15 protein-coding genes are annotated in these 13,560 nt (G+C 36.8%); 5 read left to right on the forward strand and 10 right to left on the reverse strand.

Annotation, left to right across the window (positions count from 1 at the left end):
- Nucleotides 1–27 precede the first annotated feature (27 nt).
- Nucleotides 28–1,335, reverse strand: coding sequence for an HD domain-containing protein (locus D2K40_RS08880; RefSeq protein WP_117155120.1), 1,308 nt, complete (start codon nucleotides 1,333–1,335; stop codon nucleotides 28–30).
- A gap of 140 nt (nucleotides 1,336–1,475) precedes the next feature.
- Here D2K40_RS08880 and D2K40_RS08885 point away from each other — a divergent pair, with 140 nt between their 5' ends.
- On the forward strand, nucleotides 1,476–2,318 hold the full coding sequence (locus D2K40_RS08885; RefSeq protein WP_117155122.1) for a lipoate--protein ligase family protein: 843 nt from the start codon (nucleotides 1,476–1,478) through the stop codon (nucleotides 2,316–2,318).
- 180 nt (nucleotides 2,319–2,498) lie between these two features.
- On the opposite strand, the gene menC is transcribed toward D2K40_RS08885, so the two are convergent.
- Nucleotides 2,499–3,614 (reverse strand): o-succinylbenzoate synthase, encoded by a 1,116-nt coding sequence (gene menC / locus D2K40_RS08890; RefSeq protein ID WP_117155124.1) that lies wholly within the window; start codon nucleotides 3,612–3,614, stop codon nucleotides 2,499–2,501.
- Between the two features lie 79 nt (nucleotides 3,615–3,693).
- Entirely contained in the window at nucleotides 3,694–4,665 is a 972-nt protein-coding gene (gene pta, locus D2K40_RS08895) for a phosphate acetyltransferase (RefSeq protein ID WP_117155126.1), read from the reverse strand.
- A gap of 350 nt (nucleotides 4,666–5,015) precedes the next feature.
- Between pta and hemQ the strand changes: the two genes are divergently transcribed.
- On the forward strand, nucleotides 5,016–5,762 hold the full coding sequence (gene hemQ / locus D2K40_RS08900) for a hydrogen peroxide-dependent heme synthase (protein WP_117155128.1): 747 nt from the start codon (nucleotides 5,016–5,018) through the stop codon (nucleotides 5,760–5,762).
- Between the two features lie 47 nt (nucleotides 5,763–5,809).
- On the opposite strand, the gene D2K40_RS08905 is transcribed toward hemQ, so the two are convergent.
- From D2K40_RS08905 to D2K40_RS08920, 4 genes are read right to left on the reverse strand one after another with little or no spacing between them, the layout of a single operon-like run.
- Nucleotides 5,810–7,030: a hypothetical protein gene (locus tag D2K40_RS08905; protein WP_117155130.1), complete on the reverse strand. Its 1,221-nt coding sequence runs from the start codon at nucleotides 7,028–7,030 to the stop codon at nucleotides 5,810–5,812.
- 15 nt (nucleotides 7,031–7,045) lie between these two features.
- On the reverse strand, nucleotides 7,046–7,879 hold the full coding sequence (locus D2K40_RS08910; RefSeq protein ID WP_117155131.1) for a hypothetical protein: 834 nt from the start codon (nucleotides 7,877–7,879) through the stop codon (nucleotides 7,046–7,048).
- On the reverse strand, nucleotides 7,876–8,565 hold the full coding sequence (locus D2K40_RS08915; RefSeq protein WP_117155133.1) for an ATP-binding cassette domain-containing protein: 690 nt from the start codon (nucleotides 8,563–8,565) through the stop codon (nucleotides 7,876–7,878). The genes D2K40_RS08910 and D2K40_RS08915 overlap by 4 nt, the downstream gene beginning before the upstream one ends.
- A gap of 2 nt (nucleotides 8,566–8,567) precedes the next feature.
- Nucleotides 8,568–8,948, reverse strand: a complete 381-nt coding sequence (locus D2K40_RS08920; protein ID WP_117155135.1) for a GntR family transcriptional regulator — start codon at nucleotides 8,946–8,948, stop codon at nucleotides 8,568–8,570.
- 418 nt (nucleotides 8,949–9,366) lie between these two features.
- Here D2K40_RS08920 and gerQ point away from each other — a divergent pair, with 418 nt between their 5' ends.
- Together gerQ and D2K40_RS08930 are read left to right on the forward strand one after the other, a co-directional pair.
- Nucleotides 9,367–9,870, forward strand: coding sequence for a spore coat protein GerQ (gene gerQ, locus D2K40_RS08925; RefSeq protein WP_117155137.1), 504 nt, complete (start codon nucleotides 9,367–9,369; stop codon nucleotides 9,868–9,870).
- A 74-nt stretch (nucleotides 9,871–9,944) separates the two neighbouring features.
- Nucleotides 9,945–10,193 carry a hypothetical protein gene (locus D2K40_RS08930; RefSeq protein WP_117155139.1) on the forward strand — a complete coding sequence of 83 codons (249 nt, stop codon included), beginning with the start codon at nucleotides 9,945–9,947 and terminating at the stop codon, nucleotides 10,191–10,193.
- Here the strand turns inward: D2K40_RS08930 and D2K40_RS08935 are convergent.
- Both D2K40_RS08935 and D2K40_RS08940 read right to left on the reverse strand, forming a co-directional pair.
- Entirely contained in the window at nucleotides 10,186–10,554 is a 369-nt protein-coding gene (locus tag D2K40_RS08935; protein WP_117155141.1) for a DUF423 domain-containing protein, read from the reverse strand. The genes D2K40_RS08930 and D2K40_RS08935 overlap by 8 nt on opposite strands.
- Before the next feature lie 97 nt (nucleotides 10,555–10,651).
- A complete protein-coding gene (locus D2K40_RS08940) occupies nucleotides 10,652–10,972 on the reverse strand; it encodes a YwdI family protein (RefSeq protein WP_117155143.1) in 321 nt (106 codons plus the stop codon).
- Between the two features lie 343 nt (nucleotides 10,973–11,315).
- Between D2K40_RS08940 and D2K40_RS08945 the strand changes: the two genes are divergently transcribed.
- Nucleotides 11,316–12,179, forward strand: coding sequence for a fructosamine kinase family protein (locus D2K40_RS08945; RefSeq protein WP_229666689.1), 864 nt, complete (start codon nucleotides 11,316–11,318; stop codon nucleotides 12,177–12,179).
- Nucleotides 12,180–12,229: 50 nt separating this feature from the next.
- Here D2K40_RS08945 and D2K40_RS08950 read toward each other — a convergent pair whose 3' ends face one another.
- Nucleotides 12,230–13,471, reverse strand: coding sequence for an aminopeptidase (locus tag D2K40_RS08950; protein WP_117155145.1), 1,242 nt, complete (start codon nucleotides 13,469–13,471; stop codon nucleotides 12,230–12,232).
- Nucleotides 13,472–13,560: the final 89 nt, after the last annotated feature.

A 13,560-nucleotide genomic window follows, 5' to 3' on the forward strand; every position in this document is an offset into this window, starting at 1 on the left:
CATTAATTATTCCATATTTTTAAGAAACTATTTCTCTTGTGATAGTCCTAATAACGTTTCAATTCTTGCTTTTTCTGGTTCATCATCTGGTAAGGCCTCAACAAAATCCATTGGGAAATACAACTTGTGATCTGTTCGCTTTTTCCCTGAGATAGATTCAACAATATCTGACTGTCTTGATAATTCTTTCAGTTCTTGATTTGGCATTAATAAATGGATTGGTAGCCTTTCTCCCTCTTCACCTGGGCGATAAAAATCATATGGTAAATCAGAAGATGAATCCACAACTAAATAATATTCCGGATCCATTCCTGCTTTTTCAAATAGACTATAAAGCTCCATCCATTCTTCCATCTGTAGGTTTGGATTAAATTCAATATATTTAAATAGCTTTCGGTTTGTGAAGCGCACGCATAGATCACTTAATATAGGATCCGCTTCATCTGCCCACATTTGAAAATAATAGAGCACAATTGATTCATCCAAACGTAAGTAATCCTCCAAGCTCACATCTCCTGTAAAAAAGGACAAGAAGTGGGTTGGTTTTAAAGAAAAAGTATAATCTTGCTGGTACAAATCTTTTGCACGATGAAGAATTTTGGATAATATCACTTCGGCACTTCGGCTTACTGGATGGAAATACACCTGCCAATACATTTGATAACGGCTCATAATATAATCTTCAACTGCATGCATTCCCGACGATTTAATCACGACCTGATCCTCGAGCGGACGCATCACACGTAAAATTCTTTCCATATCAAAATGCCCATAGCTTACCCCAGTAAAATAGGCATCGCGCTGGAGGTAGTCCATTCGATCAGCATCAATTTGGCTTGAGATTAAGCTAATAACGAGCTTATCTTCATATGTTTTATTAATCACATCAGCCACTTTTTGAGGGAAACCCTTATCCACCCTTTGTAAAATGTGATTAACCTCGGTATTTCCTAAAATTATCTTTCTAGTAAATTCTTCATGATCTAATTTAAAGACTTTTTCAAACGAATGGGAAAAAGGCCCATGACCTAGATCATGGAGTAAGGCTGCACAAAGACAAAGTAACCGTTGTTCTTTATTCCAATGTTCTCGTCCTTCAAAATTAAATAGGATACGTCGTACAATTTCATATACACCTAGGGAGTGATTAAAACGGCTATGTTCTGCGCCATGAAATGTTAGATAAGACGTGCCTAACTGTTTAATTCGGCGTAACCGTTGAAATTCAGCAGCACTGATCAGGTCCCAAATCACCCGATCTTTAACATGCACATAGCGGTGAACAGGATCTTTAAATACTTTTTCTTCATTTAATTGCTCGTCCTTATATGCCATTTGCTTATCCTTTCCGCTACATTTCTCTGCATTATTTATTCTTTCATTGTATAATAGTTTTGGTTAATCTAAAAGAGGCGTTAATTTTATTAAGTGGGGAATTTTAACCTCTAAGTGTGATAAATAAAGGAGTACAGGAAATGACGGACTGGAAAAACTTTTTTAGCGGAAAAGCTTATCGCTTGATTGATCATAGTGATCCGCTTTCTCTTGATAATGCAATGGACTCATTTGCGATTGATGACGCTATTGCGTTGTCTGTTAGTAAAGATAAATCAGCCCATACTATTAGGTTGTGGGTACATAATAAAACAATTGTGCTCGGCATTTCCGATGCGCGATTACCTTATATTGAAGAGGCAGTTAGTTCCCTTCAGGCTCAAGGGTATCAAACGATTGTAAGAAACTCTGGAGGCTTAGCTGTTGTTTTAGATAAGGGCGTCTTAAATATTTCCTTGTTGTTATCTGGTGGAAATTCGCTTGGAATTCATCAAGGGTATGAAGTTATGGTTGCCTTTATCCAAGACCTTTTAGCGGATTATACGACAGAAGTTAAGGCATTTGAAGTTGAAGGATCTTATTGTCCAGGTGATTATGATTTAAGTATAGATGGGAAAAAATTTGCGGGTATTTCGCAGCGGCGTGTTCGTGACGGGATAGCGGTTCAAATTTATCTTTCCATAGAGGGCGACGGCCAGGCACATGCACGGTTAATTCGTGATTTTTATCAAGTAGGCTTGCGCGGAGAAGAGACTAAAATAAAGTATCCTACTGTAAGGCCAGAAACGATGCGTTCTTTATCTGAACTGGTTGATAAGCCGATCACAGTTGAACTTGTTAAAGATCGTTTAACGCATATGTTGGACGATTTAACTGTAGAGCGGGTGCAGGCTGAACTATCGGATGAAGAGGTTCTGGAGTATCAGAAGCGAAAAAAACAGATGATTGAAAGAAACAAAAAAGCACTCGGTGATTTAGCATAACACCACGTGCTTTTTGTTTTTTATTGTGCGGGATTACTAAGGCCGTCGGTGTGTGGGTGGTAATTCGGCGAAATTTATGATTATTCGGCAAAAACGGGCATTTATTCGGCGAATGCGAGTAATAATCCGGCGAAATTTCAATTTATTCGGCAAACGTAAAATTATTCCAGTATAATCCTTCTATTTTTTCTCTATAACAACCTTCTCAACGCTAAAATAATCCAAAGCTTCTCGATCAATCTCGTAGCCGATTCCAGGTTTTTCTGGTAGATGTACTTGGCCGTTTTTTACTTGAACGGTTGGTTGAATAATGTCCCGCTCCCAGTAATTTTCTGAGGCTGCTGTATCTGCTGGTAAGGTAAATTGAGCTAAGCTTGCTATCGCAAGGCTATGCGCTCTTCCAACACCCGCTTCAAGCATACCACCGCACCAAAGCGCAATCCCGTTTTTAGCAGCATAATCTTCTATATCTTGCACATTCTTAATGCCGCCAACTCGACTCATTTTCACGTTAATAATTTTACAGCTCTCTAATGCGATTGCTGTTTGCACGTCACTATATGTATGTATACTTTCATCTAAACAAATTGGGGTTTGAAGTTGTTGTTGTAAAGATGCGTGCTCAACAAAATCATCATTTGCCAATGGTTGTTCGATCATTTGTAAATTAAATTGATCTAACTGTTGTAGTGTTTTTATGTCACTAAGTTGATAAGCTGAATTAGCATCGACCATTAAAGGAATCTCCGGAAACGCCTTTCTAACAGCACGTACAAGCTCAACATCATTACCTGGTTTGATTTTTAACTTAACTCGCGTGTAACCTTTTGCTAACTTTGTTTCAATCACATTTAATAGCTGCTTAACAGATGGTTGAAGCCCAATGCTTACACCGACATCAATCGCATTCTTTGCTCCACCAATCAGTTGGTATAACGGTTTGTTTTGTTTTTTTGCATACAAATCCCAAACCGCGCTCTCGACTGCTGCTTTCGCCATATTATTTCGGCGAACTTTTTGAAAACGCTGGGCTAATTCTGACGGATGACTAATTTCTTCCTCTAATACTAACGGTACTAAAAAAGATTCAATCACATGGCGATTGGTTTCAGATGTCTCTTCTGTATACCAAGGTGTTTCAAAGGCTTCCGTCTCACCAAAGCCACTATATCCGTCTTGATCAATTACTTCAATGATATAGAAATCCTTTTGTTCAACACGCCCAAAACTTGTGACGAAAGGATGTTTATAATCCATTACAAGATGATGTAAGATCACTTTTTCGATGGCCAACATGTTTAGGTCCCCCTTTTTTTCAATAGTATTATATTAGAAAAGGTTCCGTCTAATTAGGCGGAACCTTTTGATCATGTGCTTATAGAGATTGTGCAGCAGTAATGATTGCTAATTTATAGACATCATCTGTGTCACAACCGCGTGATAAATCATTTACCGGTTTGTTTAATCCTTGTAAGATTGGGCCAACTGCATCAAAGTTACCTAGACGCTGTGCAATTTTGTAACCAATGTTACCAGCTTCAAGACCAGGGAATACGAAAACATTTGCATCGCCTTTAATCTCTGCATCTGGCGCTTTTTTCTCTGCTACACTTGGAACAAATGCAGCATCAAATTGAAATTCACCATCTAACGGTAATGCTGGACGTTGTTCTTTCGCAATTTTTACAGCTTCTGCAACTTTATCTGTTTCTTCTGATTTAGCTGATCCTTTTGTTGAAAAACTAAGCATTGCAACGCGTGGATCAATATCGAATAAGCTTGCTGTGTCTGCGCTTGCTAGTGCGATTTCTGCTAAATCTTGAGCGTCTGGCGCAATGTTGATTGCACAATCTGCAAATACATATTTCTCTTCATCACGTACCATAATGAAGACGCCAGATGTCTTTTTGATTCCTGGTTTTGTTTTGATGATCTGTAGTGCAGGACGTACTGTATTGGCAGTAGAGTTTACCGCTCCGCTTACTAAACCATCTGCTTTACCCATGTATACAAGCATTGTTCCAAAGTAATTCATATCTAAAAGAATTTTACGTGCATCCTCTTCAGTTGCTTTTCCTTTACGACGTTCAACAAAACTTGCTACCATTTCATCAAACTCTGGATAATTATGTTGGTTGATAACCTCTACATTTGTTAATTGAACGCCTAATTCTTTTGCTTGCTGTTCTAATTTTTCTTGGTCGCCAACTAGTACAGGTTGAATTAATCCTTCTTCTCCTAACTTAGCTGCTGCTACTAATATTCTCTCGTCAGAACCTTCTGGGAATACGATTCTTCTACTATTACCTGCTAATCTACCTCTTAATGTTTCAAATAAATTACTCATACTTTACCCTCCAAAGTCATTTCTGTTATATATAATACGCCTTTTTGTGTGTGAATGAAAGTACTAGGCAAGACTTTTTTTCATTCTAATCAGGATTGTCGCAATTTTGTCATCTAAAGACATGAAAGCAGCTTATCAACGGTATATTTTAAACCCCTCTTATCCTCTATTGATTTTTGTCCGAATCATGACAATTATTATTAAAAGCCTCTCTATTCCAGTTTCGCTCACAAAACCTTCTTTCCTCAGCACGAAAAGCTTCTCTCATGATTACTATTCCCGATTTATGTTATATTAAAAACTAAAGAAGATTTCAATTACTAGTCATTATAATTCAAGGAGAGATAGATATGGCAGAAGCAGTAGAAACAATGGATGGTTGGTATTGTTTACATGATTTACGGAGAATAAACTGGGGTGCCTGGAAAGCAGCTTCAAATCAAACAAGGGAAGCTGCAATGACAGAATTTCAATCACTAATTTCGAATTGGGAAACAATTGATGAAGCGAAAATTGGCAGTCATGCTGTTTATACGATGATTGGACATAAAGCTGATTTAATGATGATGATTTTACGCCCGACAATGAAAGAGTTAAACGAAGCAGAATTAGCATTTAACAAATCAGCACTTGCTGCGTTTACAACACAAACATATTCCTATGTTTCAGTTGTTGAACTATCCAAATACACGGTTAAAGAAGGAGAAAATCCGGAAGAGAGCCCCGGTACACAGGCCCGTTTACGTCCTCGTCTACCTAAGTGGGAACACATTTGCTTCTACCCAATGGATAAGCGACGTAAGGGAGACGAAAACTGGTATACATTACCGATGGAAGAACGTCGCCGCTTAATGTACGAGCATAGTATGACAGGTCGTAAATACGCAGGAAAGATCCGTCAAATTATCACTGGCTCAATGGGATTTGATGATTGGGAATGGAGTGTTACACTTTTCGCCAAGGATGCATTAGATATTAAAAAATTAGTCTATGAGATGCGCTTTGATGAAGTCAGTGCGAAATACGGTGAGTTTGGTGCGTTTTATGTAGGTAACATTTTACCAAAAGATGATGTGCCAGTATTTTTACACGTATAAAAAAAAGTGTTAGACCGCTATTACACAGCGTCTAACACTTTTTCATCTTATCTTACTGATATATCATGGATATATAATTCAAACTCATCTAGATCTTCTTTGTCTTCTTTTGTGATTACCTCACCTTTGTATAGCGTCTCACCTGTTTTTACATCTACCATTGTTACATTAGCGTTTATTTTATCAGTCATTCGCCTGGTTGTTACATAAAGTTTCCCCTCATGTACCTCTATCATTGGCGAGTGCCCTTCACCTGTTTCACCCGAAAGTTCAATCGTATACGGGTTACCAAATTGCTGATCTTCTAGTTGATAAGGCGTTACGACTAAATTTTGTTCATTTATTTTTGTTAAATAGACCGTTGAGTCCACGTAATAACTTATATCATTCTCTTTTAAACGCTCCCCTAAGTCAATGATCGTTTTTTCCTTTGTTTTTAAATTATAAGAAATTAACTCCTTACTAAGATTTTCAATTCTGATAATCGATTCTTGATCTTCTATTTCCTTATTTTCCGTTTTTAAATATAACAGCTGTTCATTTGCTTGTTTTGGATTTGTCCTAACTAAACTTGTATTGATGTCTAAATCTTCTTGTTGCTCAGATTCAGTGAAAACTGCTTCATAACTACTTACCGTTTCTTTCGTTAAGTCAATCGTATAGATGTAATTTGCAACATTGTTGTTATTATTATTGCTTAATACATTGTAAGTAATCACATGTAGCACATTATCCACTACCTGTACATCTTCCACATATATATAGTCGATCTCCAGACTCTCTGGGATTTCTACAGTAAATGCATTTGTGTCATTTGTCTGTTTATCCAATATACCTATATCAAATGTAAAATCCTCTGGTCCCATTGAGCCATAACTGTATGTTGCTTCTGCATAAGCCAACATCTGATCACTCTCAAAATAAGAGTCAGTTGAAAGGCCTTTTCCACGCATAAAATAACGGTGTTCGTTTTGTAGATCTTCAATCATTGGTGCCGGTTGACCGATAATCTGGTCTATAAAAGTTCGGCTATTATATTCAGAACCTTCAGAAGTAATGGTTACGTTTGTATTTACATAGTTCATAGACGCTGTTTCATGATAAAATCCTTCCACAGCCAAACTGCCTAACGCTTGATCCTGACCACTTTGTTTTTCAATAATAAACATTGGGTATTCTGGTGCTGAAAGGGCAGCATTAATATAAAACGTGCCAATACTTATGACAATAACAGCAATAATTGCAGTGGATTTCCAGTACTTTTTCATTTTCATTCACTCCTTTTATACCGTGATTTTTTTCTTCAATAAGAATGCGCTCATCCAAATAGATCCCGCGATTATAATTAACCCCATCACAATCTCAAGTAAAAATAATTCGATCGGGTAAAAGAAGCCATTTAACACAAACTCGTGTAAAAGCACAGGTGAAATTAAGACTGCCACTGCTACTAAGCTATAAATAATACCAGCAAAAATCCCTTTCCACTTAAAACTTCTTTCTAATAAAATTGCGGTAAATAGTACGGAGACAACCATTAATCCTGCTCCATAATATAAGATAAATTCTAAGAAACTATTTGGGAAAATGATGCTTAACTCAGGCATACTTTGCAGAATTTCAATGACATTCATATCATTTCGAAATTCACTTGGCATCATCCATTTAAAAACTGTTGTCTCGATTGGTAAAAATATTATTTGAAATGCAACAAAACCAAATGTCAGCAGTAAGATATTCGTTAATTTTGCGTAAAAGATATTCAATCTTGTCGTTGGCAACATTAGTAGACGATAAATAAATGTATTTTTTCCAAACCAGTCACGATACCAGATTAGAAAGATATAAAATGCTACACCCGCTATGCATAATGCAATCGGACCCATGAAAAATGCACTTCTTGCAACTTGCAAGAAATTCATTTGACCAAATTCTGCTATAAATTGTGCCTTTGGTATCATATCTTCATAGATTCTTTCATTAGCGACATTAAGATATTTTTTTGATAGTACAATTACTCCGCCAATCTGTGCTAAAAATGTAATCCCCAGTAGTACTGCAAATAACTTCGCAAGGCGATTAAATTCAAAATTGACAAGCTTTAGGTAATTTTTCATCTTCGATACACCTCTCTCATAACATCCACTACAGATTTCCCTTCATCTTCACGAGCTTCCTCTGCATTGAACTCCTTGGTAACTTTCCCATCATCTAATAGGACTACTTTATCGATTAAATGTTCAATGTCACTTATTTCATGCGTTGTAATAATCACACCACGATTTTCAATTAAATGACTAGTAAACACATTCGCAATTTCTTCACGGCTAAAGATGTCAATTCCGGAGAACGGTTCATCCATTAAGACATAATCAACATCCAAGGCTAAACCAAGTAACAAATTAACTTTTGCTGTATTTCCTTTCGATAGAGATGAGATTCGCTCCTCTTTATTCAATTTAAAAAACGCGAGTAGTTCTGTTGCACGCTCTTGGTTCCAACATGCATAAAAGTCATTCATAAATCCAAGCGCATCTTCAATTTTCATTGATGGCAACATCGTTATTGCATCTGGAATAAAAGTAATTTTTTCGAATGATTGTTCATTAATTGGCTCACCATTCATTAAAATTTGTCCCTGGTTAATCGGCGTAAGTGCCATAATTGCATTTAGAATTGTTGTTTTACCAACCCCATTAATTCCAATTAAACACGTTATTTCACCTTTGTTTGCTGTAAATGAAACACCTTTTAATATCTTTTTCCGGCCATAATTTTTGCTAATCTCTTTTACTTCAATCATTTTCAATCCTCCTTATTATCAGACTTTGTATACTTGGTTCTTACTAAGTTAAGTAACTCTTCTACTGGAATATTTATTGATCGGACAGATGTAACAAATGTATCCACTGCTTCAACTAACAACTCTTCTCTCACTTTACCTAGTACTTTCTCATCCGTTGTTATTTTGCTTGGGTGATTTCTTTCTGTATGGATCAAATTCTGTTCCTCCATTTCCTTATACGCACGTTGCGCTGTATTAGGGTTTATCTTAAGCCTGTTTGCCAGCTCACGCCTTGAGGGAATTTCTTCTCCTGGCGCCAATTCACCATTTGCAATTTGTTCCTTAAAATAACGAATAATCTGTAAATAAACTGGATCACGCGTATTAAAATTCACATTCATCAAATCAACTCCTTTCATTCACTAGAATCCAACTTCAAATTTTTGGTGTGTGTATTAATCGATTCATACATCTAACGTGTATTATATGACTAATACACTTGGTTGTCAATTCAGTTTTTAAAAAAAGCGTACAAGTAAATTAATTAGCTAATAGTATTCATCTTTTTTTAGCCCATGCATATGTATAGGTAATGGAGATGCCGCTTTGTAAACTGAGGTTAATTATAAACTTATTCGCGGCAAAAAATCCCACCAGTCTTAGCATCTATGTTTTTTGAACCAGAGGTTGCCTTTGTGACCCACTGGTTTAATCAATGACATTTTCGGACGATACAAATGCCACTGCTTCTATGCACCATTAGCGTCCGAGTGTCCACATATATAAAAGAACGAATTATGAGAGGAGCGAGTAATCGTAATGAGTGAAGAAAAAAATCAACGTCAAACACCACCAGCAGCAAGTGGAGGTTACATTAAACAACCGATGCAAGGCCAGCAATTTACTCAAGGGCAAGGTATGTATCAACCGCAGGCGCAACAGCAAATGCCATCCTATGGTTTTTCACCTAGCATGTATCAACCAGGCTATCAGCAACCGTCTTTCTATCCACCACAGGCATTCCAGAGTCCAGTACAAAGCCAAGCACCAACTAGTCAAGTACCTGGTATGCTACCTTTAGAACAATCCTATATTGAAAACATTTTGCGTTTAAACAAAGGGAAAATAGCTACAGTTTACATGACTTTTGAAAATAATGAGCGTTGGAATGCAAAAATTTTCAAAGGTGTTGTTGAAGCAGCTGGAAGAGATCACATTATCCTTAGTGATCCTGAAACAAATAAGCGGTATTTATTATTGATGGTTTATTTAGACTATATTACATTTGATGAAGAGATTAACTACGACTACCCTAGAAGATAGCACTAATTGCATTGTATAATCAGAAAAGTCCTTGCGTAAAAGCAAGGACTCATTCTATTTGGAGGCACAGTATCATGAAACATCCATTTGAGAAATTACTGCAATTGCAATTTCTAGCAATACTTTTGGCCATTATATTTGGTGTTTTCACAATACTTTCTGGAAACTTATTTCTCGCTTTCTTCACATGTTTGCTAGTGACAGCTGACCTTTTGTTTGAAGGACTTATTGAATTAAGGAAACAAAATCCCGCTCAATTTGCTCGTCATTTTTTTCGTGTCATTATGATCATTATCTTTGTTAGCTATTTGTATTTTACATAATTCGCATAACAGCATAGCCCAATAACACCCAACCAATTAAAAAGGCAAAACCGCCAATCGGGGTGATCATTGCAAATGTTTTAATTGCAGTTGTCGAATATATGTACAAGCTTCCTGAAAAAAGAATGATACCTGCGAAAAAGAACCAACCTGCAAGCGATATGCTTGTTACTTGGTATTTAGCAGCCAAAAAGGCAGTTGCCAATAATGCGACCGTATGGAACATTTGATATTGAACAGCTTTCTCCCATGTCTTTATTGCCTTTTCTGTGATTTTCCCTTCTAATCCGTGTGCCCCAAAAGCTCCTAGAGCAACAGCTATAAATCCATTTAAAAATGCGATTAATAAAAATAACTTCATCTATTTCACCTTCCTTTGATTATTGTTCAAGCTTATGACCGACATGATAGATCTATTAAAGTTCGTATTCACACATATTGTTTGAACATGTCTATCATTAAAAATCGAGTAATGAATCTCCATTTGCATCATCTTCTACTAGTCTTTTGGAATCAGTTGAGACGTTCCCTACGTTTGGCTTTGATGTTGGTATGTCTCCCATCATTTTTCGTAGCTCTAGTTCGTCTTGTGCATTATGCGTTCCTGCAGCCTTACTTGTGTCTACTGGTGCTTGGGCTTCCTCTTGATCTAATATTAAATCACACAACAAGCGAATTGCGCGTGCATGTTCTTTCACTTCTGCGTGTTGATCTTGTTTCGTAAGTGCAGTTTGTATTTCTTGCTGCATTTTTTGTAGCACTTTTTCATTTGTTATCATTCTGATGCCTCCCTCAGGCTTTAATAATTTCTAGTATACAAATAATTCCCCAATGATGAAACTGATAGCATTTGAAACTAGTGAATTAATAGCTTTATAATAATTATATTGTACGTTTGATTACTTTTAATTCGCAGTAGATATATGATGCGTCGTAACTAGTAGCGTGAGTTACTACCTAACCCGCTACGTCACCGGATGGTTTTGGTGGGACGAGTAATCGCAGTCCCAAAGGCTTTCCATTTCACTTGAGGAGCGGTTATGTTACGACGTAGTTTATGTTTTTTGTGTCACTAATACAAATCTTTCAGTATACATACAATAAAAAAAGGATGTGCTTTTGGTGAGAGATATTATACACGAAACGATGGGGAAGGTTGATAAGTCTGGTTCTATTTCTTCTATTATTCCCGTTTCTGGTGGTGAGATTAATCAAGCTTATCGGGTTGATACAGACCAGCAAAGTTATTTTGTCAAAACAAATCGAGATGTTCCCTCACATTTTTTTCGTTTTGAAGCAAATGGAGTAGCATTAATTAAAAACACTAACACAATTGCTGTTCCCGAAGTGTATTACTATAATGAGCCTAAGGAAAATGAGCAAGCAATTTTTGTGATGGAATGGGTTGAAGGCAATCAAACCAGTAAAACTATAACTGCACTTGGCGAAAAAATCGCTGCACTACACCAACATAGTCACACACACTATGGACTAGATCAAGATGGTTTTACCGGACAAATCAACCAGCCCAATCAGTTTACTTCTGATTGGATAAGCTATTTCCGTGATTACCGCTTGCGCACCCAGCTAATTGAAGGAAGTAAACGGGGAAGATTTACGAAAGAACGTCAAGCTAAGTTAGAGAAATTAATTGCTACAATAGACACATTACTTCCAGCTCATCCAAAGGCTTCTCTATTGCATGGTGATCTTTGGGGCGGGAATTGGTTAACTGGTACAAATGGCACACCTTATGTAATTGATCCAGCTGTACTTTATGGTGATCATTTATTTGAATTGGCATATATAGAACTAGATGGCTATCCTCAAACCTTTTATACTGCTTATCAAAGTGTAATGCCGATAGCCGACTATTACGAAGATATAAAACCTTTGTATCAACTTTATTATTTGCTCGTTCATCTAACTATATTCGGTGAAAAATACGGAGCAGACGTTGATCGAATATTAACACGATATGTTTAAAATCAAAAAACCTGCCTTCATTTTCGAAGACAGGTTTTCTCGTACTACTATTAATTAAACTTAATTGCCCAGTTTCCATCACGGAAAATGGCTTCTGTTTCTCCACTTTCAGTTACACCATCAATATCCATCTCTGCTGAGCCAATCATGAAATCTTCATGAATAAGACTATCATTTACACCGTGTTGATCAAGCTCGTCTTTAGACATTTCAGAACCGTTTTCGATTGTAGTCGGATACGCTTTACCTAATGCAAGGTGGCAGGAAGCATTTTCATCAAATAACGTGTTATAAAAAATTAATCCAGATTGTGAAATTGGTGATAGATGGGGCACAAGCGCTACTTCACCAAGGCGTCTTGCACCATCTTCATCTGTATCAAGCATATTTTTTAGCGCCTCTTCTCCTTCTTCACCAGAAAAATCAACCACTTTACCGTCTTCAAAAGTTAAGGAGAAATTGTTGATTACAGTACCTCCATAACTTAGTGGTTTAGTACTTTTCACCTTACCATTGACACCATATTTATCTGGCATTGTGAAAACTTCTTCTGTTGGGATATTTGCGTTAAACTCAACCCCATCTACTGAAGGGCCTGAACCACCATGCCAAATATGACCTTCTGGCAATTCAATTGTTAAATCTGTTCCTTCTGCTTTGAAAACCAATTTTTTGTATTTTTTCTGGTTAAGATATTCTCGGGCTTGTCGCAACCTTCCATTATGCTCTTCCCAAGCCTTAACTGGGTCGTCTTGATCTACTCTTGTAATGAAGAAAATTTGCTCCCACAGTTTCTCTTGGGCTTCTTCTACAGGTAGATCTGGATATACTTTTTTAGCCCATGCTTCTGAAGCATAACCAACTAATGACCATGTAACTCGATCGTTCATTACGTAATTGCGATATTCACTTAACGCTTGTGCACTAGCTTTTTGCACTGCAGTAATCCGCTCACTATCAATTCCATCCAATAAATCAGGATCTGGACCGTATACACTTAGAAGGGAGTAACCGTCTTTTACCATTTCCTCTAAACCTGTAACAAGCCACTCAGGGAAATGCTTTAAAGTTTCCATTGGAGCATGCTGCATTTTTAACAAAGTTAATTCGTCATCACTCCACTGAACATGTACATTCTTAACACCTACTTGATAAGCTTCCTCAGCAATTTTTCGTACAAAATCAACTGATTCAATTGGTGCATTAATTATTAAACCTTGCCCCATTTGAACATTTACACCTGTTTCTATTGCAAGTTTGGCATACTTCTTTAATGTCTCTTCTTTTGGCAATTTACTTCCCTCATTTCTTTATGTATTATAATGTTATTATTTCACATTTTTCTAAAAAAATATAGTGAGCTAATAGACATCAATAAAAA

It is taken from the genome of Paraliobacillus quinghaiensis (assembly GCF_003426025.1).
Lineage (GTDB): Bacteria > Bacillota > Bacilli > Bacillales > Amphibacillaceae > Paraliobacillus_A > Paraliobacillus_A quinghaiensis.